Here is a 21829-nt window from a genome sequence, read left to right as displayed (position 1 = left end):
GGACGGGAGTGTGGCCCGTGACGGATCAGGCGGTGGACACAGGCGGGGTGCGGCGCTCGGCGCACGGGGCCGCGGAGGACCATTTCCTGGGCCGTACAAGGGAGTTGAAGGAGCTGCGCGCCGACATCGAGCGCGCCGGCCTGGACACCCTCTCCGGCCGCAAGGCGCCACGCGCGCGTGTCCTCCTGATCGCGGGCCGCCCCGGCTCCGGCCGCACCGCCCTCGCCGAGGAACTCGTACGCCAGGTCGCGGACCGTTACCCCGACGGCGTGCTGCGGGCCCGGCTCAGCGAGCCCGACGGCACCCCCGTCCCCCTGGAGCGCACCGCCCGCGAGCTGCTCACCGCGCTGGAACTGCCGGCTCCCGCCGGCGCGGGCGAGGACGAGCTGACCGAGGCGCTGCGCACCGCCCTCGCCGACCGGCGCGTCCTGCTGCTCCTGGACGACGCGGCCGGTGCCGAGCAGGTCGACGCGCTGCTCCCGCAGGCCCCGGACTGCCTGGTGGTGGCCGTCTCCTCGGGTCCCCTCACCGGGATCGCGGACGTCCGGCCCTGCACCCTGGGCGGCCTGGACACCAAGTCCGCGGTGGAACTCCTCACCCGTTACACCGGCACCGTCCGCATCACGGTCGACCCGCGCTCCGCCGAGAGCCTGGTCGAGGCCTGCCAGGGCCATCCGGCCGCACTCGTCCTGGCCGGCGGCTGGCTCGCCGCCCGGCCCCAGGCCGCGGTCTCCGACCTCGCCAAACGGCTGCACGCCGCCGCCGACGACGGCACGGAGGGCTCCGCACCGGCCCGCGTCTTCCGCCATGTGCGCGGTGACCTGCCCGGCCCGGCCGCCCGGATGCTGCCACTGCTCTCCCTCGCCCCGGCCGGCCTGATCGACCCGCACACCGCCTCGGCCCTGGCCGGCTGCTCGGTCAGCGCCGCCCGCGCCGTCCTGGACGACTTCGTCGCCCTCGGCCTGCTGCGCCCGGTGGACTCGCCGCTGCCCCAGTACGACGTGCCCGGCTGCCTGCACCCGCTGCTGCGGGCCTGCGCCGAGAGCCAGGAGCGGCCGGCGGAGCTGCAGCTGGCCCGGGCCCGGATGCTGGAGCGGACCGTGCGGCTCCTGCAGTCCTGCCGCGCGATCACCGAGACGGACAGCCCGCAGGCCCGGGAGAAGCTGAGCGCGATGCCCCGTGAGGTGCGCTTCCCCACCCCCAGGGCGGCCGCCGACTGGCTGCGCATCCGGCGCCCCGCGCTGCTGGCCTGCGCGCGTCTGGCGGTGGCCGACGGCGAGCTGGACAATCTCGCCCGGCGGCTGTTGTCCCAGCTGGTCAGGGCCTTGGTGGCGCACGAGGGCACCCAGGCGGCGGCCGCCGACCTGTACGACGTGCACAGCCTCGTCCTCGATGTCGCCAAGCGGCGCGGGCTGGCCCGGGAGGAGTCGGCGGCCCTGTTGAACCTGGGCGACGTGGACGCGCAGACCGGCCGCACCCAGGATGCGCTCGCACGATATCGGTTGGCACTGGAGGCCGGACGCAGAGCAAATGACCCGTACGCCATCGGCCGCGCAATGGAATCCGTAGGTGGCGCCTACCAGGAGCTCGAGGACTACGACCGGGCCGCCGACTGGTTCGGCCGGGCCCTGGCCGAGCGGCTGGCCCGGGGCGAGCGCGACCACGCCGCCCGGCTGTACGGCCGGATCGCCACCGCCCACACCTACGCGGGCCGCTACGGCGAGGCCCTGCGGAACTGGCGGGCCGCCGTCGCCGGCCACCGCAGGAGCGGCGATGTCGCCGCCCACGCACGGGCTTTGAGCGAGCTGGCCCGGGTGCAGGAGTACGCGGGGCGGTTCGCGGAGTCGCTGCGCACCTGTGAGGAGGCGGCGGAGTGGGCGCGGCGGGCCGACGACGTCCGGTTGCAGGCCGCGGTGCAGCTCCGGCTGGCCGACACGCTGGAGCGTCTCGGCGACCCCGCCGCCGCCCGTCTGCACCGCGCGGCGGCCGGGCGCATGCTGGACGAGGGGACCCAGAACACCGAGGCAGGGCCTGATCAGGAGGCGAATGCCTGCGAAATCCGTAGTGCATCCAGCGAAGATTGATGCAATGAAAGGCTAGACACGCGGAACACCTTCATTAAACTGGCTCTGCCGCTCGTTCTCCTGCGGTGTCTCCCGGTGTGCCCCTGCATGCCTGGGTATGTCTTGTAATGCACCCCCCATACCCTCTGAGCCAAGGACCGTGATCGACGTGAAGGTCGGCATCCCCCGCGAGGTCAAGAACAACGAGTTCCGGGTGGCCATCACCCCCGCCGGTGTGCACGAGCTGGTGCGCAACGGCCACCAGGTCGTCATCGAGCGCGGCGCCGGCCTCGGCTCCTCGATCACGGACGACGAGTACGTGGCCGCCGGTGCCCGGATCCTGGGCACCGCCGACGAGGTCTGGGCCGCCGCCGACCTGCTGCTGAAGGTCAAGGAGCCCATCGCGGAGGAGTACCACCGCCTCCGCAAGGACCAGATCCTCTTCACCTACCTGCACCTGGCCGCCTCCAAGGAGTGCACGGACGCGCTGATCGAGTCCGGCACCACGGCCATCGCCTACGAGACCGTCGAGCTGCCGAACCGCGCGCTGCCGCTGCTCGCGCCGATGTCCGAGGTCGCGGGCCGGCTGGCCCCGCAGGTCGGTGCCTACCACCTGATGCGCGCGGCCGGCGGCCGTGGCGTGCTGCCCGGCGGTGTCCCGGGCGTGACCCCGGCCAAGGCCGTCGTCATCGGCGGCGGTGTCTCCGGCTGGAACGCCACCCAGGTCGCCGTCGGCATGGGCTTCGACGTGACCCTGCTCGACCGTGACATCAACAAGCTGCGTGAGGCCGACAAGATCTTCGGTACGAAGGTCAAGGCGATCATGTCCAACACCTTCGAGCTGGAGAAGGCCGTCCTCGACGCCGACCTGGTCATCGGCGCGGTCCTGATCCCGGGCGCCAAGGCCCCGAAGCTGGTCACCAACGAGCTGGTGGCCCGCATGAAGCCCGGAAGTGTCCTTGTCGACATCGCCATCGACCAGGGCGGCTGCTTCGAGGACTCCCGCCCGACCACGCACGCCGAGCCGACCTTCAAGGTGCACAACTCGGTCTTCTACTGCGTCGCCAACATGCCGGGCGCGGTGCCCAACACCTCCACCAACGCCCTCACCAACGCGACGCTGCCCTACATCGTCTCCCTGGCCAACAACGGCTGGGTCGAGGCGCTGCGCCGCGACGCCGCGCTCGCCAAGGGTCTCAACACCCATGACGGCAAGGTCGTTTACAAGGAGGTCGCCGAGGCCCACGGCCTGGAGCACGTCGAGCTGGACTCCCTGCTCGGCTGACCCCTGACCTGGTGAGTCGTTAAGTCACCATCAGGTAAAAGGCGATTCGTCAACACGTCTCGTCAACCACACGCACCCGGCCGGACCTTGCCCGACAAGGTCCGGCCGGATGTGTGTATGGTCACTTGGCGACTCTTGGTCAACTCGCCTCGAACGCAACCCTTCGACCGATTCGTACACCGGTGAAACCTGCTGTGCGACGGCCGTACGCCCTTGACAGCGAGATGTTTCATTGCCGACACATCCTGCCGGGTCCGGCGGATTGTGTTGCTGCGGACCGCCGACACGCCATAGAGTCGCCAACCGTCGGCATGGTGCCACGCTGACCTTGTCTAGAAGTTTCCTGGTCACCAAGGAGGTAAGACGACTTGTGAATGAGTCGACATTTTCTCCCGGGGGTGGTCAACCAGGAATGCCTGCACGGGGCCAGGGCTCCGCGGGATTCGAGGCTGTCGGCTCCGTAGCTGTGCGCACCTTCGCAGCCCACCAAGGTTCCGGTCCGCAGGTGGCCGGGACAGCACACCAGAGCATGGATGGCCATCACGTGAACGCCATGGCCGGCGACGGAAGTGGCGCGCCCCACAACCACTTCGCCGACTACGACGAACTGCCCGAGGGGCACTTCTACGACCCCGACGCCGAGTACGAGCCCGATCCGGAGTACGCGGCCACGCTGGCGCCCGACGCGGCCCGCCAGCGCCGCGAGCGCGTCGGCCCGACCGGACGCCCGCTGCCGTACTTCCCGATCCCGGGCCCGCTGACCGACCACGGTCCCGCGAAGATCATCGCGATGTGCAACCAGAAGGGCGGCGTCGGCAAGACGACGTCGACCATCAACCTGGGTGCCGCGCTCGCGGAGTACGGCCGGCGCGTGCTGCTCGTGGACTTCGACCCGCAGGGCGCGCTGTCGGTGGGCCTCGGTGTCAACCCGATGGAACTCGACCTGACGGTCTACAACCTGCTCATGGAGCGGGGCATGTCCGCGGACGAGGTCCTGCTGAAGACGGCGGTCCCCAACATGGACCTGCTGCCCTCCAACATCGACCTGTCGGCCGCGGAGGTCCAGCTGGTCTCCGAGGTGGCCCGCGAGTCGACGCTGCAGCGCGCCCTGAAGCCGCTGATGCCCGACTACGACTACATCGTGATCGACTGTCAGCCCTCGCTCGGCCTGCTCACCGTCAACGCCCTGACGGCCGCTCACAAGGTGATCGTGCCGCTGGAGTGCGAGTTCTTCGCCCTGCGCGGTGTGGCCCTGCTGACCGAGACCATCGAGAAGGTCCAGGAGCGGCTCAACCCCGAGCTCGAACTGGACGGCATCCTCGCCACGATGTACGACTCGCGCACGGTCCACAGCCGCGAGGTCCTCGCCCGTGTGGTCGAGGCGTTCGACGACCACGTCTACCACACGGTCATCGGGCGCACGGTCCGCTTCCCGGAGACCACGGTCGCCGGTGAGCCGATCACCACCTACGCCTCCAACTCCGTCGGTGCCGCCGCCTACCGCCAGCTCGCCAGGGAGGTGCTCGCCCGGTGTCACGCCGAGTGAGTCTGCCCGGGGCCGACGAACTCTTCCGTACGACAGGGGGGATGGCGCTTCAGCCGTCGACGCCCCGACGCGCGGCCAACGGTGAGGCCCGGGTGCCGGCTCCCGCGGGGGAGAGCGACGACGTGGCCGCCGCCGACGACGCACCGCAGTCGGTGCCGGTCCAGGGCGGCGACGGCGAGGGCGCGGAGCATGTCGCCGCGGAGGCCGAGCAGGCCGAGGACGGCGAGTCCCGCACCCGCCCGGCGCGCCGGCAGGCGGCGCAGGACGCTTCCGGCGCCGCGCAGCCGCGCAAGCGGGGGCGGGCGGCGAACCGGCGGCCCAGTGGACGCGAACGCCACGACGAGAAGATCACCGTGTACGTCTCGGCCGAGGAGCTGATGGACCTCGAGCACGCCCGTCTGGTGCTCCGGGGCGAGCACGGGCTGGCGGTGGACCGCGGGCGGATCGTCCGCGAGGCGGTGGCCGTCGTCCTGGCCGACCTGGAGTCCCGCGGGGACGCGAGCATCCTCGTACGACGCCTGCGCGGACGGTAGGGGTAGCCTGCGGGGGCCATGACCTCGAACGACCTTCCCCTCCCCGGCGCCGGAGCCGGCCGCCGGCGTGCGCTGGGGCGGGGCCCGGGGGTCGCTCCCGCACCGCAACGGGCACAGCCCGAGCCTGAGCCCGCTCCAGCGGACACCCCCGCTCCCGAATCCGAGCGTGCCCCCCTGCCGGGGGCCGCGCCTGAGTCCGGGGCCGTCCCCGAGTCCGGGGCTGCGCCTGAGTCCGGGACCGCCCCTGAGTTTGGGACCGCGCCTGACACCGGGGCCGCGCCTGACACCGGGGCCGGCGCGGAGGCCGAGGCTGTCCTTGTGTCGCCTTCGCCGGCGGAACCGGCGGCCGAAACCGACGAACCTCGCGACGGTGTCTTCAAGGTCCGGCTCGCCAACTTCGAGGGGCCCTTCGACCTGCTCCTCCAGCTGATCTCCAAGCACAAGCTGGACGTCACCGAGGTCGCCCTCTCCAAGGTCACCGACGAGTTCATGGCGCACATCCGGGCCATGGGACCCGACTGGGACCTGGACCAGACGACGGAGTTCCTGGTCGTCGCCGCCACGCTGCTCGATCTGAAGGCGGCCCGGCTGCTGCCCGCCGCCGAGGTCGAGGACGAGGCCGACCTGGCGCTGCTGGAGGCACGGGACCTGCTGTTCGCGCGGCTGCTGCAGTACCGCGCGTACAAACAGATCGCGGACATCTTCAACGCGCGCCTGGACGAGGAGGACCGCCGCCGGCCCCGTACCGTCGGTCTGGAACCGCACCACGCCGAGCTGCTGCCCGAGGTCGTCATCAGCATCGGTCCCGAGGGTTTCGCCCGGCTCGCGGTCAAGGCGATGCAGCCCAAGCCCAAGCCGCAGGTGTACGTCGACCACATCCACGCCCCGCTGGTCAGCGTGCAGGAGCAGGCCGGGATCGTGGTGGCCCGGCTCAAGGAGCTGGGCGAGGCCAGCTTCCGGGCGCTGGTGGAGGACACCGACGACACCCTCACCGTCGTGGCCCGGTTCCTCGCCCTGCTGGAGCTGTACCGCGAGAAGGCCGTCGCCCTGGAACAGGAGGCCGCGCTCGGGGAGCTGCTGGTGCGCTGGACCGGCGGGGACACCGACACGGCACCGATGGTCACCGACGAGTTCGACCGGCCGGCCGAGCAGCCCGAGGAGGACAAGAAGGCATGAGCGAGACCACAGAGCTGCCCGCAGGGCCGCGCGGCGTCGCCGACCTCGACCTCAAGCCCGCCCTGGAGGCGATGCTCATGGTCGTGGACGAGCCCGCGACCGAGGAGCACCTGGCCAAGCTGCTGGAGCGGCCCAGACGACAGGTCGCCGACGCGCTGCGGGAGCTGGCCGACGAGTACACGGTGCAGGGGCGCGGCTTCGAGCTGCGGTTCGTCGCCGGCGGCTGGCGCTACTACACCCGCGCCGCCTACGCCCCGGCCGTCGAGCGGCTCGTCCTGGACGGCCAGACGGCCCGGCTCACCCAGGCCGCGCTGGAGACCCTCGCGGTCGTCGCCTACCGCCAGCCGGTCAGCCGCAGCCGCGTCTCCGCCGTGCGCGGGGTCAACTGCGACGGCGTGATGCGCACCCTGCTGCAGCGGGGTCTGGTCGAGGAGGCGGGCACGGAACCCGAAACAGGTGCGATCCTGTACAGGACGACGAACTACTTCCTGGAGCGGATGGGCCTGCGCGGCCTGGACGAGCTCCCGGAGCTCGCGCCCTTCCTCCCGGAGGCGGAGGCGATCGAGGCCGAGACCCAGGAGGGCGTACCGTCGTTCGACCCGGACGCGCCCGACGCGCCCGGCGGTCAGGACGCAGACGACTAAGACGGAACTTTGATGCGAAGCAGCGGCAGCGGAAAGAGTGGCGGGCGCGGTAACCACCGCGGTGCCGGCAACAACAGGGACGACCGGCAGGGGCAGGGCCGTCCCCGCAAGCCCCGCCCGGAGGAGCGCCGCTACGACGTGGGCCCCGGCGCCACCAAGGACGGCCCCAAGTCCGGGCGCGGCGGCTCCGCGCGCGGCGGCGCCAAGGGCGGCCCCAAGCAGGCGCAGCAGCGCGGCGGGCGGACGGCTCCGGGAACCTCCCGCGAGTACGAGGCACGTGCCGAGGAGCGCAACCGCGAGCGTTACGCCGGCAAGAAGGACGTCAAGCTGCCCAAGACCTTCCCGGGCGCCGAGCAGGAGGGCGAGCGGCTGCAGAAGGTGCTCGCACGCGCCGGCTACGGCTCGCGGCGGGCCTGCGAGGAGCTGATCGAGCAGGCGCGGGTCGAGATCAACGGCGAGATCGTGCTGGAGCAGGGCCGCCGGGTCGACCCGGAGAAGGACGAGGTCAAGGTCGACGGCCTGACGGTCGCGACGCAGTCGTACCAGTTCTTCTCGCTGAACAAGCCCGCGGGCGTCGTCTCGACGATGGAGGACCCGGAGGGGCGGCAGTGCCTCGGGGACTACGTCACCAACCGCGAGACCCGGCTGTTCCACGTGGGCCGGCTGGACACCGAGACCGAGGGCGTCATCCTGCTCACCAACCACGGTGAGCTGGCGCACCGTCTCACCCACCCCAAGTACGGCGTGAAGAAGACCTACCTCGCCGCGATCGTGGGCCCGATCCCGCGGGACCTGGGCAAGCGCCTGAAGGACGGCATCCAGCTGGAGGACGGCTACGCGCGCGCGGACCACTTCCGGGTGGTCGAGCAGACCGGCAAGAACTACCTGGTCGAGGTGACCCTGCACGAGGGCCGCAAGCACATCGTCCGCCGCATGCTCGCCGAGGCGGGCTTCCCGGTCGAGAAGCTGGTGCGCACCTCCTTCGGCCCGATCACCCTCGGCGACCAGAAGTCGGGCTGGCTGCGGCGCCTGTCCAACACCGAGGTCGGGATGCTGATGAAGGAAGTCGACCTCTAAAATGCCTTGCCGGGATCACCGTCCCCCTTTATGGTCAACGTGACGATAAAGGGGGATGGTGATCCTATGTCCAAGCGCGCCGCCACCGGAGCACTGCTCGGCCTCGCCCTCGGGGACGCCCTCGGCTTCCCGACCGAGTTCAACGACGTGCCCTCGATCCTCGCCAAGTGCGGACCCTGGCGGGAGATGGAGCTGCCGCAGCGCGCCTTCGTCTCCGACGACACCCAGATGACCCTCGCCGTCGGACGCGGGCTCAGGACCGCCATGGAACGCGGGTACCTCGCGCCCAAGCGGCTGGAGCGGCCGCTGCGCGAGGAGTTCGTGGACTGGTACCACTCGCCCGACAACAACCGCGCCCCGGGCAACACCTGCCTGACCGCCTGCGCTCTGCTCAAGGAGGAGGGCCGCGCCTGGCAGGACGCCAGCCAGGTCGGCTCCAAGGGCTGCGGTGCCAACATGCGGGTCGCTCCGGTCGGGCTCGCCCCGGGCCTGAGCGACGAACAGCGCGCCGGCGCCGCCCGGTTGCAGTCCGCGCTCACCCACGGCCACCCCACCGCGCTCGCCGCCTCCGACCTCACCGCCCACGCCGTCCACCTGCTCGCGCAGGGCACCGACCCGGCCGGACTGGTCGGGCGACTGCGCTCGTACGCCCTCGACCACCGCGGGCACTACGACCACACGTGGCTGGGCGACCTGTGGACCCGCTCCCAGGACCCGAGCCCCGAGCACTTCGCCGCGCGCGGCTGGGACGAGTGCCTGGCCGTTCTCGACCGGCTCCAGGAGGCCGTACGGACCGTCTCCCCGGAGACCGACCCGTGCCTGGCCACCGGCGCGGGCTGGATCGCCGAGGAGGCGCTCGCCACCGGGCTGCTGTGCTTCCTGCTCTTTCCCGACGAGCCCGTCACCGCCCTGCGCCGGGCCGCCTGCTCCTCCGGGGACTCCGACTCCATCGCCTGCCTCACGGGCGCGTTCGCGGGTGCCTGGCTGGGCGCACAGGCCTGGCCACAGGAGTGGGCCGACCGGATCGAGTACCGGGACGGTCTGTCGGCCCTGGGAGCACTCTGGGACGCTTAGGCCCATGATCGACGACCTCGACATCGACCTGAAGCCCGTGGTCGCGGAACAGCCCGACCCCCTGCTGTTCGCGACCGTCTCCGGGGCCCACCTGTACGGCTTCCCCTCCCAGGACTCGGACGTGGACCTGCGGGGCGTGCATCTGCTCCCGGCGGCCGACCTCCTCGGGCTGCGCGAGCCGGAGGAGACCCGCTCGCGGGCCTGGGTACGCTACGGCGTCGAACTGGACCTCGTCACCCACGACCTGCGCAAGTTCGTCCGGCTCATGCTGCGCCGCAACGGCTATGTGCTGGAGCAGCTGCTCTCGCCGCTGGTCGTGCACACCGGGGACACGCACCGGGAACTGGCCGCGCTCGCCCCCGGCGTCCTCACCAGCCACCACGCCCACCACTACCGGGGGTTCGCGGTGACGCAGTGGCGGCTGTTCGAGAAGACGGGCGAACTGAAGCCGCTGCTCTACACGTTCCGGGTGCTGCTCACCGGCATCCACCTCATGCGCAGCGGCGAGGTCCAGGCCCACCTGCCCACGCTCCTGGAGCAGTTGGACGCCCCCGGCTATCTGCCCGAACTGATAGCCGCCAAGGCCGAGCGGGAGCACGGCGCCGCCTCGATACCTCACGCGCGCGTGGAGGCCGACGTGGAGCGGCTGCACGTCGTGCTGGACGAGGCCCAGTCCGCCTCAGCCCTGCCCGACGCGCCCACCGCGTACGACGCCCTGCACGACTTCGTGGTCCGCGTCCGTCTGCAGGGCTGAGTCCCGGCGCACCCGGAACAGGAAGTCGGCCACCCGGGTGTGGTCCGGCTCCGGCGGGAGCGGGGAACGGTGCAGGGCCTGTTCCGTCTCCGCCCCCAGCCGGGCCATCCATCTCTCGACCTCCGGCCAGGCGACCTCGCCCCGCTTCACCGCGAGCAACGCCTCGCGCCGGTCGCCGACGTCGATCCGCAGCTCACCGGTGCGCAGCAGGTCGCGGGCGCTCGTCAGCAGGCGCAGCAGGTGCATGGCGTGCTTCCAGCGCGGGGCGCCGGTCCTGCGGACGTCGGCGTCGAGCTTCTTGCGCTGGCCGAGGGCATAGCGGGTGAAGGTGTCGTGGGCCCGGCGGGAGAGGAAGGCGCCGCGCAGGGCGAGCAGCTCCCGGCCGGTGTCGTCCAGGTGCTCCACCAGCGGGGAGTGCAGGCACTCCAGAACGTTCGGGTTGCCGCGCAGCGCCAGCTCGCAGAACCGTTCCAGCTCCCAGGAGAACTGCTCCTCGCCGGGCCCCTCCACATGCGTCGGCGGCTTCTCGAACCGCCAGAACAGGGCAGTGGGGGCGAGGAACACGCCCCGCCGGTCGGTGTCGCTCGTGTCCGTGGCCAGACCGAAGGCCCGGGAACCCATGACGCAGGCGTAGACGGTGTGGTCGCGTACCAGGGTCTCGGGCTCCATGCCCGGAGCGTACGCCGCTCCCTCACGTCAGTTTGATCGAATTCCCCTGCACCTTGATCGACTTGGCGGGCAATGGCCTGGTCGCCGGTCCATGAGCCACCGAGCCGTCGGCGATGTGGAACCTGCTGCCGTGACAGGGGCAGTCGATGGTGCCGTTCGCGACCCTGTTGACCGTGCAGCCCTGGTGCGTGCAGATCGCCGAGAACGCCTTGAAGTCACCCTTCTCCGGCTGGGTGACGACCACCTTCTGGTCCGTGAAGACCTTGCCGCCGCCCTCCGGGATGTCACTGGTGCTGCCCAGGTCCCCGCCGCTCGTTCCGCCGGCGTTGCCGCCGCATGCCGCGACGGGTGCGACGACCGCCGCCGCACCCGTCGCCAGAACCGTGCGCCGCGTCGCGCCCTCAGCCATGCCGGCCTCCGTACAACAAGTCGAAATCGGTGCGTTCCGGATTCTCCGCATCGTCTCAGCGATCGGGCGCCGTGCGCTCGGACCGCGCGGGCTGACTACGCTGGACGGACCAAGAACAGATCCGCATGTCAGCAGGGAGCAGCGCCGTGGCGGTACGAGCGGTCCGGGGGGCCGTCCAACTCGAGCGGGACGAGGCCGGGCACATGGACGAGCAGGTCGGAGCGCTGCTCACCGCCGTCCTGGAACGGAACGGCCTGACCGCCGACGACCTGATCAGCATCTGGTTCACGGCCACCCCCGACCTGCACAGCGACTTCCCCGCGGCCGCCGCCCGCAAGCTGGGCATCGTCGACGTGCCGCTGATCTGCGCCCAGGAACTGGACATCGAGGGCGCCATGCCCCGGGTCGTGCGGATCCTCGCCCACGTCGAGTCGGACAAGCCCCGCGCCGACGTCAGCCACGTCTACCTCGGCGCCGCGGCCGCCCTGCGCAAGGACATCGCCCAGTGAGAACCGCACTCGTCATCGGCACCGGCCTGATCGGCACCTCCGCCGCCCTGGCCCTCGTCCAGCGAGGTGTCACCGTCCACCTCGCCGACCAGGACCCCGAGCAGGCCCGGACGGCCGCCGCGCTGGGCGCCGGCACCGACGAGACCCCCGAGGGCCCCGTCGACCTGGCGGTCGTGGCGGCCCCGCCCGCCCATGTGGCCGGCGTGCTCGCCGACGCCATGCGCCGGGGTGTGGCCCGCGGCTACGTCGACGTGGCCAGCGTCAAGGGCGGTCCGCGCCGCGAGCTCCAGGCGCTCGGCCTGGACCTGTCGGCGTACATCGGCACGCACCCCATGTCCGGCCGCGAGAAGTCCGGCCCGCTGGCCGCGACCGCGGACCTCTTCGAGGGCCGCCCCTGGGTGCTCACCCCGACCCGGGACACCGACACCGAGGTGCTCAACCTCGCCCTGGAGCTGGTCTCGCACTGCCGGGCCGTACCGGTCGTCATGGACGCCGACGCCCACGACCGCGCCGTCGCCCTCGTCTCCCACATGCCCCACCTGGTCTCCAGCATGGTCGCCGCGCGCCTGGAGCACGCCGAGGAGGCCGCCGTACGGCTGTGCGGACAGGGCATCCGGGACGTGACCCGGATCGCCGCCTCGGATCCGCGCATGTGGATCGACATCCTGTCCGCGAACCCCGGCCCGGTCGCCGACCTGCTCTCCGACGTCGCCGCGGACCTCGGCGAGACCGTCGAGGCCCTGCGCGCCCTGCAGTCCTCCGACGACGCCAAGCGGCGCGAGGGCAGCGCCGGCATCGAGGACGTGCTGCGCCGCGGGAACGCGGGTCAGGTGCGGGTACCCGGCAAGCACGGCAGCGCGCCGCGCAGCTACGAGACCGTCGTCGTGCTCATCGACGACCAGCCCGGCCAGCTGGCCCGCATCTTCGCCGACGCGGGACGGGCCGGGGTCAACATCGAGGACGTCCGCATCGAGCACGCGACGGGACAGCAGGCCGGTCTCGTCCAGCTCAGCGTGGAGCCGAAGGCGGCACCGGTACTGAAGGAGGCCCTGCGGGAGCGGGGCTGGGCGCTGCGGCAGTAGAGCACCGGCGGGCGTCCGGACGAGTGACCCGCACCCAGTAACCTTGTGCAGGGCGCTCCTGCCCCCGCACCCGCCCGCACCGCACCCAGGAAGGTGTCCCTCCGTGGAAAACGGCGCCGCCCCGACCGCCAAGCCCGTGATCGTCGCGATCGACGGCCCCTCCGGCACGGGCAAGTCGAGCACGTCGAAGGCCGTCGCCGCGCAGCTCGGCCTGAGCTACCTGGACACCGGCGCCCAGTACCGGGCGATCACCTGGTGGATGGTGAACAACGGCATCGACTTGGAGGACCCGACCGCCATCGCCGCCGTCGCGGGCAAGCCGGAGATCGTCTCCGGCACCGACCCGGCCGGCCCGACCATCACGGTCGACGGCGTCGACGTGGCCGGCCCGATCCGCACCCAGGAGGTCACCTCCAAGGTCAGCGCCGTCAGCGCGGTGCCCGAGGTGCGCGCCCGGATCACCGAGCTGCAGCGCTCGCTGGCCACCGGCGCCGAGAACGGCATCGTGGTCGAGGGCCGGGACATCGGTACGACCGTGCTTCCCGACGCCGACCTGAAGATCTTCCTCACCGCCTCCCCGGAGGCCCGCGCGGCCCGCCGCAGCGGCGAGCTGAAGGGCGCGGACATCCACGCCACCCGCGAGGCGCTGATCAAGCGGGACGCGGCCGACTCCTCCCGGAAGACCTCGCCCCTCGCCAAGGCCGGCGACGCGGTCGAGGTGGACACCACCGAGCTCACCCTCTCCCAGGTCATCGAGTGCGTCGTCACCCTGGTCGAGGAGAAGCGGGCCGGGAAGTGACCCAGCCGTCCGTTCCCTCCCTCAGAGGGGCCGAGGTCGGGCGGCGCATCGGCGTGGGCCTGATGCGCGGCCTGTGGAAGCCGCGTGTGCTCGGCGCCTGGAAGGTGCCGGCCACCGGCCCGGTGATCTTCGCGGTGAACCACTCCCACAACATCGACGGACCGATGGTCATGGGTGTGGCACCCCGGCCGACCCACTTCCTGATCAAGCAGGAGGCGTTCATCGGCCCTCTCGGCTCCTTCCTGACCGGGATCGGCCAGCTGAAGGTGGACCGCACCTCCGCCGACCGCACCGCGATCACCCAGGCCCTCGGCGTGCTGGAGGCCGGGGGAGTGCTGGGCATCTTCCCGGAGGGCACCCGGGGCGAGGGCGACTTCGCCTCGCTGCGCGCCGGGCTCGCCTACTTCGCGGTACGCAGCGGGGCGCCGATCGTGCCCGTCGCCGTACTGGGAAGCGCGGAGAGGCCGGGACGGTTGATAAAGGCGCTGCCCCCGCTGCGCTCCCGCGTCGACGTCGTCTTCGGCGACCCGTTCGACGCGGGCGACGGCAGCGGGCGGCGTACGCGCAAGGCGCTGGACGAGGCGACCGAGCGCATCCAGAAGCAGCTCACCAGCCACCTGGAAAACGCCAGGCGCCTGACCGGGCGCTAGGCGACACTTGAGTAGTGGATCAGCCCCGCGGATTCCTCCCGGAAGGGCCCGTTCCACCGATCACCACGAAGAACGACGAGGTACGGACTACATGAACGACGACATCCAGCCCGGCGACTCGGCTGAGCACGAGTACGACCACGGGGCTCTCGGCGACGCCGAGTACGCGGAGTTCATGGAGCTCGCCGCGGAAGAGGGCTTCGACATCGAGGACGTCGAGGGCGCCATCGAGGCGGCGGGCCACGGTCCGCTGCCCGTGCTCGCCGTCGTCGGCCGCCCGAATGTCGGCAAGTCGACTCTGGTGAACCGGATCATCGGCCGCCGCGAGGCGGTCGTCGAGGACAAGCCCGGCGTCACCCGGGACCGCGTCACCTACGAGGCCGAGTGGGCGGGCCGCCGGTTCAAGGTCGTCGACACCGGCGGCTGGGAGCAGGACGTCCTCGGCATCGACGCCTCCGTGGCCGCCCAGGCCGAGTACGCGATCGAGGCGGCCGACGCGGTCGTCTTCGTCGTCGACGCCAAGGTCGGCGCGACCGACACCGACGAGGCGGTCGTACGGCTGTTGCGCAAGGCCGGCAAGCCCGTCGTGCTGTGCGCCAACAAGGTGGACGGCCCGAGCGGCGAGGCCGACGCGGCCTACCTGTGGAGCCTCGGCCTCGGCGAGCCGCACCCCGTCTCCGCCCTGCACGGCCGTGGCACCGGTGACATGCTGGACGCCGTCCTGGAGGTGCTGCCGGACGCGCCGCGCGCGACGTTCGGCGGGGCCGGCATCGGCGGCCCGCGCCGGATCGCCCTGATCGGCCGCCCGAACGTCGGCAAGTCCTCCCTGCTGAACAAGGTGGCCGGCGAGGAGCGCGTCGTCGTCAACGAACTCGCGGGCACCACCCGTGACCCGGTCGACGAGCTGATCGAACTGGGCGGCGTGACCTGGAAGTTCGTGGACACCGCCGGTATCCGCAAGCGCGTCCACCTGCAGCAGGGCGCCGACTACTACGCCTCCCTGCGCACGGCGGCCGCCGTGGAGAAGGCCGAGGTCGCGGTCGTCCTCATCGACGCCTCCGAGAACATCTCGGTGCAGGACCAGCGGATCGTCACCATGGCCGTCGAGGCGGGCCGCGCGATCGTCGTCGCCTACAACAAGTGGGACACCCTCGACGAGGAGCGCCGCTACTACCTGGAGCGCGAGATCGAGACCGAGCTGGGCCAGGTCGCCTGGGCCCCGCGCGTGAACGTCTCGGCGCGCACCGGCCGCCACATGGAGAAGCTGGTCCCCGCCATCGAGACCGCCCTCGCCGGCTGGGAGACCCGCGTGCCCACCGGCCGTCTCAACGCCTTCCTCGGCGAGCTGGTCTCGGCCCACCCGCACCCGATCCGGGGTGGCAAGCAGCCGCGCATCCTGTTCGGCACCCAGGCCGGCACCAAGCCCCCGCGGTTCGTCCTGTTCGCCTCCGGCTTCATCGAGGCGGGCTACCGGCGCTTCATCGAGCGCCGGCTGCGCGAGGAGTTCGGCTTCGAGGGCACCCCGATCCACATCTCGGTGCGGGTGCGCGAGAAGCGCGGCGCGAAGAAGAAGTAACCGCGGTACGACGCGAAGGGCGGCCCCTGGAGATCCGGGAGCCGCCCTTCACCGTACGCCGGTCACATCCCCTGGCGCGGCCCCGGCGGCAGCGCCGCCGGGACGTGCAGCATCCCGGTGTCCTGCTGCCGCCCGAGCGTGCCGATCCGCTGCCACTGCGACTGCTGCCGCGCGCTGTAGGCCCCGGCGCTGTAGGCGCTGTAGGAGCTGCTGAACGACCCCGCCCGGTGGCCTCCGTACGAGCCCGTGCCCCCGGGCAGCTCGCCGAACGGGCTGAACCTCAGCCCCTCCTCCCCGCTGCGGTCCCCCGGCAGTGTGCGGAAGGTCTTGACCCATTCCGCGTAGAGCATGTCGTAGATGGGCGTGGCAGAAGCCGCGCCGACCCCGTCCTGCGCCAACCGGGCGGAGGGAACGGAGACGAAGGTGGACCGGCGGGGAGGGGGAGCGTCGTATGTGTGCACGTATGTCCAAACGACCCTGCCTTTGAAGAGATACGGTCGCTGCCGAAGGGACGCGGCGAACAGGTCACGTACCCGCGAGCGGAAGCGCCGCCGTGACCAGCTTCCCGCTCGCCGCCGCCTTGTCGAGGGACTCCCGCAGCAGGTCCTCCCGGGGCTGCCGCCCGATGGATCCCACCGGCGCCGCGAACATCAGTACCTGCTGGTGCTTGTTGGCGGCGGCCCGCCAGCTGTCCGTCACCTGCAGCGGCTGGTGCGCCTGCCACCAGGCGACCGGCTGCCCGCCGTGCGCCGAGGGCTGCAGCACCGCGTGCAGCTGGCCCACGGCGAGCAGCACCGACCAGCCGTGCAGCACCGGCGGCACGGCTGCCAGCTCCGTCACCGGCATGAACCCCTGCTCGATGAGCAGCGGAAGGAAGTCGTCGCCGGCCCCGGTGGAGCCCGGCCGCACGATCGGCGAGGTCGGCTCGACGACGAGCGCGGGGTGCAGCTCGCCCTCGATCAGGACGAGCCCGCTGGTCACGCCGAGCACCGCCTGCTCGGGTACGGCCCGCTGCGGCGCGCCCGCAGCGGCGGCCTCGCCACCGCCGACACCGCTGATGGACCGGACGGCGCCCTGCAACTGCTCCTCGGTGACCTGGACGACCTGCGAGGGCAGGCAGCTGGCGTGGGCGAAGGCGAGGACGGCGGTCTCGTCGCCGACGAACAGAACGGTGCTGGTGCGCTCCTGCTCGGAGTCGCCCGGGGTGCGGCAGGACGTGCAGTCGTAACTGCCCGGGGCGTTCTCTCCGGCGAGCAGCCGGTCGGCTTCTTCGTCGCCGATCTCGGCGCGTACGGCGTCGCTGACGTCGAGCATGCGCGGCACGGTGGCTCCCTCGGGATGCGGTGCTGGGTCGGACGGGTGGCTCCCGGCCGATGAGCCGGCGGGGTTCCGGGCTCATGAAGAAGACAACGGGCGTCCTGTGGTGGGAGTCACGCTCCCGGGGCAACCGGTTCGAACCAACCGGCGCGCACGGTCACCAGGAGTCCGGAATCCGCTACTCCTCGTCAACTCGTCGCCGTGTCAAGGAACTTGAACAGGTGAAGTGGGTCACAGATCGCTTCAGTCGTTGGTCGATAAATCGGGAAATCAGGGCATGTAGTGGGTGGCTGAAAATCGCCGATACCGTTGGTAACCGGCAACTGGCCTGGAATGACGGAGAGTTGGTTGATTCCGGCTGCCCGTTCTCCCTACATTCCTCCGCCGTGTGCAACGAGCACCGCTCGGACACGTCCGACGGCCGGCACCGGCAGAGCACCGACGCCGGCACCGGCCACGCGGACGGGGCGGGCACGAGCAACCGCGCTCATGCGCGGCGAGGCGTGCTCCGCCTGGGGGAGTCCGGGTTCGTGGAGAGGGAATTACATGTCCGAGTGTGCCGATACCACCCGCAGCACCGACCGTGGCGACGGCGCCCGCAAGGGCCGTACGGCGGCCGCGCTCGCCGGAGCCGCCCTGCTGGCCCCGCTGGGCCTGCTGGCCGCCACCGGCAACGCCGCCGCGGCGGACAACGGGGTGTGGGACCGCATCGCCCAGTGCGAGAGCGGCGGCAACTGGCACATCAACACCGGCAACGGCTACTACGGCGGGCTCCAGTTCTCCGCCTCGACCTGGCGCGCGTACGGCGGCACCGCCTACGCCCCGACGGCCGACCAGGCCTCCAGGAGCGCGCAGATCGCCGTCGCCAGCAAGGTCCAGCAGGCCCAGGGCTGGGGTGCCTGGCCGGTCTGTTCGGGACGCGCCGGAGCCTCCGGCGCCGCTCCCGCGGCGGACCGCACCGGTTCCTCCGGCACCGCGGCCTCGCGGGGCAGCGCGACGACGAAGTCCGCCCCGACCAGGTCCGCTGCGACGAAGTCCGCTCCGGCGAAGACGCCGGACCGCCCGGCGGCCCACACCGGCCGCAGCGACTCACGCGGTGACTACACCGTCCGCGAGGGCGACACGCTGAGCGCCATCGCCGCCCGGCACGGCACCACCTGGCAGCGGATCTACGCCGCGAACAAGAAGGTCATCGGCGACGACCCGAACCTGATCGTGCCCGGCCAGCGCCTCGCGCTCTGACCACCGGGCACTCGCGCGGACAGCCGCTGCCCGTCGAGGACAGCGGCTGTCCGCGTTCCCTGCCAGACTCGGCCCCATGTTGGAGACCTCGGCACGCCTGCTGCGCCTGCTCTCGCTGCTCCAGGCCCACCGCGAGTGGTCCGGCGCCGAACTCGCCGAACGGCTGGGCGTCACCCCGCGCACCGTCCGCCGCGACGTGGACCGGCTGCGCGGACTCGGCTACCCGGTGAACGCCAGCCCCGGCACCGGCGGCGGCTACCAGCTGGGTGCGGGCGCCGAACTCCCGCCGCTGCTGCTGGACGACGACGAGGCCGTAGCCGTGGCGGTCGGCCTGCGCACCGCCGCCGGCCAGGGCATCGAGGGCATCGGCGAGACCTCCGTACGCGCCCTCGCCAAGCTCGAACAGGTGCTGCCGAACCGCTTGCGCCGCCGGGTGGGCGCCCTCAACGCCTTCACCGTGCCGATGCTGCGCGGCGGCCCGCCGGCCGCCGACGTCGACCCGGCACTGCTCACCGAACTCGCCCACCTGTGCCGGGACACCGAGCGGCTGCGCTTCGAGTACCGCACGCACGACGGCGCGGACAGCCGCCGTACCGTCGAGCCGCACCGGCTGGTGTGCACCGAGCGGCGCTGGTACCTGGTCGCCTGGGACGTCGACCGCGCGGACTGGCGCACCTTCCGCGTCGACCGCATCACCCCCAGGCCCCCGCACGGGCCCCGCTTCACCCCGCGCGAGCCGCCCGCCGGGGATCTGGCCGCCTATGTCTCGAAGGGCGTCTCCACGCGCGCGTACGCCACGCACTCCGCCGTACGGCTGCTGGTGCCCCTGCACGAGGCCGCCGAGCGGATCTCACCCTCCGCCGGGACGCTGGAGGCGGACGGGGAGGACGCCTGCATCCTGCGCAGCGGGGCACCGAACCTGGAGGTGATGGTCATTCACATCATGATGACCGGCTTCCCCTTCGAGGTGATCGAGCCCGCCGGACTGACCGAGGAGATCAGGAGGATCCGGGACCGGCTCGACGCGGCTCTGGCGCGGGGCCCGGCGCCTGCTCCGCGTACTCCGGGTGATGCAGGTCGAACGCCGGGGACTCCGAGCGGATCCGGGGCAGCGTGACGAAGTTGTGCCGGGGCGGCGGGCAGGAGGTCGCCCACTCCAGCGAGCGGCCGTAGCCCCAGGGATCGTCGGTCTCGACCTTCTCGCCGTACTTGGCGGTCTTCCAGACGTTGTACAGGAACGGCAGCGTCGACAGGCCCAGCAGGAAGGAGCCGATCGACGAGACCGTGTTCAGGGTGGTGAAGCCGTCGGCCGCCAGGTAGTCGGCGTACCGGCGGGGCATGCCCTCGGCGCCCAGCCAGTGCTGCACGAGGAACGTGGTGTGGAAGCCGACGAACAGCGTCCAGAACTGGATCTTCCCGAGCCGCTCGTCCAGCATCTTCCCGGTGAACTTCGGCCACCAGAAGTAGAAGCCGCCGAAGACCGCGAAGACGACGGTGCCGAAGACGACGTAGTGGAAGTGGGCGACGACGAAGTAGGAGTCCGTGACATGGAAGTCGAGCGGCGGTGACGCCAGGATCACTCCGGTCAGGCCGCCGAACAGGAACGTCACCAGAAAGCCCGTCGCCCACAGCATCGGCGTCTCGAAGGACAGCGAGCCCTTGATCATCGTGCCGGTCCAGTTGAAGAACTTCACCCCGGTCGGCACCGCGATCAGGAACGACATGAAGGAGAAGAACGGCAGCAGCACCGCGCCGGTCGCGAACATATGGTGCGCCCACACCACGATCGACAGTCCCGTGATCGCCATCGTCGCGCCGACCAGCGTCAGATAACCGAAGACCGGCTTACGGCTGAACACGGGGATGATCTCCGTGACGATCCCGAAGAACGGCAGCGCGATGATGTACACCTCGGGATGCCCGAAGAACCAGAACAGGTGCTGCCACAGCAGCGCCCCGCCGTTCTGCGCCTCGAACACCTGGGACCCGAACCGCCGGTCCGCCTCCAGCACCAGCAGCGCCGCCGCCAGCACCGGGAACGCCAGCAGGATCAGGATCGACGTGAACAGCGTGTTCCAGGTGAAGACCGGCATCCGGAACATCGTCATGCCCGGCGCGCGCATCCCGACGATCGTGGTGATGAAGTTGACCGCGCCGAGGATCGTCCCGAAGCCGGACAGCGCGAGCCCCATGATCCACAGGTCCGGGCCGATGCCGGGCGAGTGCAGCGAGTTGTTGAGGGGCGCGTAGGCGAACCAGCCGAAGTCGGCCGGCCCGTCCGGGGTGAGCAGCGAGCCCAGCACGATCAGGCCGCCGAACGCGAACAGCCAGTACGCCAGCATGTTCAGCCGCGGGAAGGCCACGTCCGGAGCGCCTATCTGCAACGGCATCAGCTCGTTGGCGAAGCCGGCGAAGCTCGGGGTCGCGAACAGCAGCAGCATGATCGTGCCGTGCAGCGTGAACAGCTGGTTGTACTCCTCGTTGCTCATGATCTGCAGCCCCGGCCGGGCCAGCTCGGCACGCATCAGCAGCGCCATCACCCCGCCGCCCAGGAAGAAGCCGAACGCCGTGATCAGGTACAGGTGCCCGATCTTCTTGTGGTCGGTGGTGGTGAGCCAGTCGACCACCACCCGGCCGGCCCGGTTCCTGCCGTGCAGCGGCCCCGCCGCGGTCCCTACGGTCTCGGTCCCCATCGCTCGCCCGCCCCTCCGCATCCTCGCGCCCGGGCACTGCGGCCCGCGGCACGCGTACCCGCGAGCTGGCGCCATGATGCTCGCGGTGCCGGGTGCTCCGACAGGGGGCGTACGGCCGTCTTGTGCTGAATCCGTGAATTTCCTATGCGGCGTCAGGTGTGGCGGCATCGCGCCGGATTGCGCGGGAAATCACCTCATCGGACCCGTCCGGCTCCTTGCCGCGGAACTTTCCGCCGGGTAATTCGGCGGGCTGCACCGGAGGCACGTGAATTCCGTTCGATTACACCGGTGGGCCCTGCGGAAACCCCCGTACGTGTGACGCCCGCAGCGTCAGCGGCCAATGACACGGCGAGGAAACGGGGGCCGGGAAGCTGTGACAGAAGTGTGACGGGAGCCGGATGGGACTCTTACCCGGCCGTGCCCGGCTTCCGTGACCGCCGGTTGCGACCTAGCGTGGCGGCATGGCACCGATTCCCACTCCGCCAGCGGAGCCCCAGGACAGTCCGGAAGGGTACGTCGGCCTCGACGCCGCGAACGCCGAGCTGCTCGCCCGGCAGCGGGGGTGGTCGACGGTACGGTCGCTGCCGCCCGGCGCGATCATCACCATGGAGTACCGCGTGGGACGGCTGAACTTCGAGGTGCGGGAGGGGCGAGTGGTCCGCGCCTGGAAGGGCTAGCGGGCTCCGCGGGCCACCCCCGCGCACGAACGAGGCCCCGCTCCCGGATCAGGG

General features: G+C 71.5%; 22 protein-coding genes. 17 read left to right on the top strand and 5 right to left on the bottom strand.

Annotated features, from left to right (window positions below; genetic code table 11):
- The first annotated feature begins 17 nt into the window (after positions 1-17).
- The 9 genes from AB0D93_RS39355 (at position 18) to AB0D93_RS39315 (ending at position 10152) form a co-directional block, all read left to right on the top strand.
- Entirely contained in the window at positions 18-2084 is a 2067-nt protein-coding gene (locus tag AB0D93_RS39355; protein ID WP_362130839.1) for a tetratricopeptide repeat protein, read from the top strand.
- A gap of 139 nt (positions 2085-2223) precedes the next feature.
- The gene (ald, locus tag AB0D93_RS39350) at positions 2224-3348 is read left to right on the top strand and encodes an alanine dehydrogenase (RefSeq protein ID WP_362130836.1); all 1125 of its coding nucleotides are present in this window, start codon (positions 2224-2226) and stop codon (positions 3346-3348) included.
- A gap of 412 nt (positions 3349-3760) precedes the next feature.
- A complete protein-coding gene (locus tag AB0D93_RS39345; protein ID WP_362130833.1) occupies positions 3761-4894 on the top strand; it encodes a ParA family protein in 1134 nt (377 codons plus the stop codon).
- Positions 4879-5427, top strand: a complete 549-nt coding sequence (locus AB0D93_RS39340; protein ID WP_362130830.1) for a hypothetical protein — start codon at positions 4879-4881, stop codon at positions 5425-5427. Before AB0D93_RS39345 ends, AB0D93_RS39340 begins: the two co-directional genes overlap by 16 nt.
- An 18-nt stretch (positions 5428-5445) precedes the next feature.
- Entirely contained in the window at positions 5446-6603 is a 1158-nt protein-coding gene (locus AB0D93_RS39335; protein ID WP_362130827.1) for a segregation/condensation protein A, read from the top strand.
- On the top strand, positions 6600-7247 hold the full coding sequence (gene scpB, locus AB0D93_RS39330) for an SMC-Scp complex subunit ScpB (RefSeq protein ID WP_362130824.1): 648 nt from the start codon (positions 6600-6602) through the stop codon (positions 7245-7247). Before AB0D93_RS39335 ends, scpB begins: the two co-directional genes overlap by 4 nt.
- A gap of 12 nt (positions 7248-7259) precedes the next feature.
- On the top strand, positions 7260-8324 hold the full coding sequence (locus AB0D93_RS39325) for a pseudouridine synthase (protein ID WP_362130822.1): 1065 nt from the start codon (positions 7260-7262) through the stop codon (positions 8322-8324).
- A 66-nt stretch (positions 8325-8390) separates the two neighbouring features.
- Positions 8391-9398, top strand: a complete 1008-nt coding sequence (locus tag AB0D93_RS39320) for an ADP-ribosylglycohydrolase family protein (RefSeq protein WP_362130820.1) — start codon at positions 8391-8393, stop codon at positions 9396-9398.
- A 4-nt stretch (positions 9399-9402) separates the two neighbouring features.
- Entirely contained in the window at positions 9403-10152 is a 750-nt protein-coding gene (locus tag AB0D93_RS39315; RefSeq protein ID WP_362130817.1) for a nucleotidyltransferase domain-containing protein, read from the top strand.
- Here the strand turns inward: AB0D93_RS39315 and AB0D93_RS39310 are convergent.
- Both AB0D93_RS39310 and AB0D93_RS39305 read right to left on the bottom strand, forming a co-directional pair.
- On the bottom strand, positions 10078-10821 hold the full coding sequence (locus AB0D93_RS39310) for a nucleotidyltransferase domain-containing protein (RefSeq protein WP_362130814.1): 744 nt from the start codon (positions 10819-10821) through the stop codon (positions 10078-10080). The genes AB0D93_RS39315 and AB0D93_RS39310 overlap by 75 nt on opposite strands.
- 22 nt (positions 10822-10843) lie before the next feature.
- On the bottom strand, positions 10844-11230 hold the full coding sequence (locus AB0D93_RS39305) for a Rieske (2Fe-2S) protein (protein ID WP_362130812.1): 387 nt from the start codon (positions 11228-11230) through the stop codon (positions 10844-10846).
- A gap of 146 nt (positions 11231-11376) precedes the next feature.
- On the opposite strand from AB0D93_RS39305, the gene aroH reads away from it, so the two are divergent.
- The 5 genes from aroH to der all read left to right on the top strand — a co-directional run bounded on the left by aroH (position 11377) and on the right by der (position 15846).
- The gene (gene aroH / locus AB0D93_RS39300; protein ID WP_362130809.1) at positions 11377-11739 is read left to right on the top strand and encodes a chorismate mutase; all 363 of its coding nucleotides are present in this window, start codon (positions 11377-11379) and stop codon (positions 11737-11739) included.
- Complete coding sequence (locus AB0D93_RS39295) at positions 11736-12821, top strand: prephenate dehydrogenase (protein ID WP_362130806.1); 1086 nt, start codon at positions 11736-11738, stop codon at positions 12819-12821. The genes aroH and AB0D93_RS39295 overlap by 4 nt, the downstream gene beginning before the upstream one ends.
- 103 nt (positions 12822-12924) lie before the next feature.
- A complete protein-coding gene (gene cmk / locus AB0D93_RS39290) occupies positions 12925-13620 on the top strand; it encodes a (d)CMP kinase (RefSeq protein ID WP_362130803.1) in 696 nt (231 codons plus the stop codon).
- A 62-nt stretch (positions 13621-13682) separates the two neighbouring features.
- Positions 13683-14270: a lysophospholipid acyltransferase family protein gene (locus AB0D93_RS39285; RefSeq protein WP_362130888.1), complete on the top strand. Its 588-nt coding sequence runs from the start codon at positions 13683-13685 to the stop codon at positions 14268-14270.
- A gap of 91 nt (positions 14271-14361) precedes the next feature.
- Positions 14362-15846, top strand: coding sequence for a ribosome biogenesis GTPase Der (der, locus tag AB0D93_RS39280; RefSeq protein WP_362130799.1), 1485 nt, complete (start codon positions 14362-14364; stop codon positions 15844-15846).
- Positions 15847-15908: 62 nt separating this feature from the next.
- Here the strand turns inward: der and AB0D93_RS39275 are convergent, their stop codons facing one another.
- Both AB0D93_RS39275 and AB0D93_RS39270 read right to left on the bottom strand, forming a co-directional pair.
- Complete coding sequence (locus AB0D93_RS39275; RefSeq protein WP_362130796.1) at positions 15909-16307, bottom strand: hypothetical protein; 399 nt, start codon at positions 16305-16307, stop codon at positions 15909-15911.
- A gap of 64 nt (positions 16308-16371) precedes the next feature.
- Entirely contained in the window at positions 16372-17169 is a 798-nt protein-coding gene (locus AB0D93_RS39270) for a hypothetical protein (protein WP_362130793.1), read from the bottom strand.
- Positions 17170-17709: 540 nt separating this feature from the next.
- On the opposite strand from AB0D93_RS39270, the gene AB0D93_RS39265 reads away from it, so the two are divergent.
- Entirely contained in the window at positions 17710-18405 is a 696-nt protein-coding gene (locus tag AB0D93_RS39265; protein ID WP_362130790.1) for a transglycosylase family protein, read from the top strand.
- Positions 18406-18481: 76 nt separating this feature from the next.
- The gene (locus AB0D93_RS39260; RefSeq protein ID WP_362130787.1) at positions 18482-19522 is read left to right on the top strand and encodes a YafY family protein; all 1041 of its coding nucleotides are present in this window, start codon (positions 18482-18484) and stop codon (positions 19520-19522) included.
- Here AB0D93_RS39260 and ctaD read toward each other — a convergent pair.
- Positions 19404-21098: a cytochrome c oxidase subunit I gene (gene ctaD / locus AB0D93_RS39255; protein ID WP_362130784.1), complete on the bottom strand. Its 1695-nt coding sequence runs from the start codon at positions 21096-21098 to the stop codon at positions 19404-19406. The genes AB0D93_RS39260 and ctaD overlap by 119 nt on opposite strands.
- A 461-nt stretch (positions 21099-21559) precedes the next feature.
- On the opposite strand from ctaD, the gene AB0D93_RS39250 reads away from it, so the two are divergent.
- Positions 21560-21775, top strand: coding sequence for an I78 family peptidase inhibitor (locus AB0D93_RS39250; RefSeq protein ID WP_362130780.1), 216 nt, complete (start codon positions 21560-21562; stop codon positions 21773-21775).
- The last annotated feature ends 54 nt before the right edge of the window (positions 21776-21829 follow it).

Origin of the sequence: Streptomyces sp. NPDC048191, from assembly GCF_040652655.1 — a bacterium.
Lineage (GTDB): Bacteria > Actinomycetota > Actinomycetes > Streptomycetales > Streptomycetaceae > Streptomyces.
The sequence above is the reverse complement of the archived record's forward strand: the minus strand, read 5'-3'. Positions and strand labels throughout refer to the sequence as shown.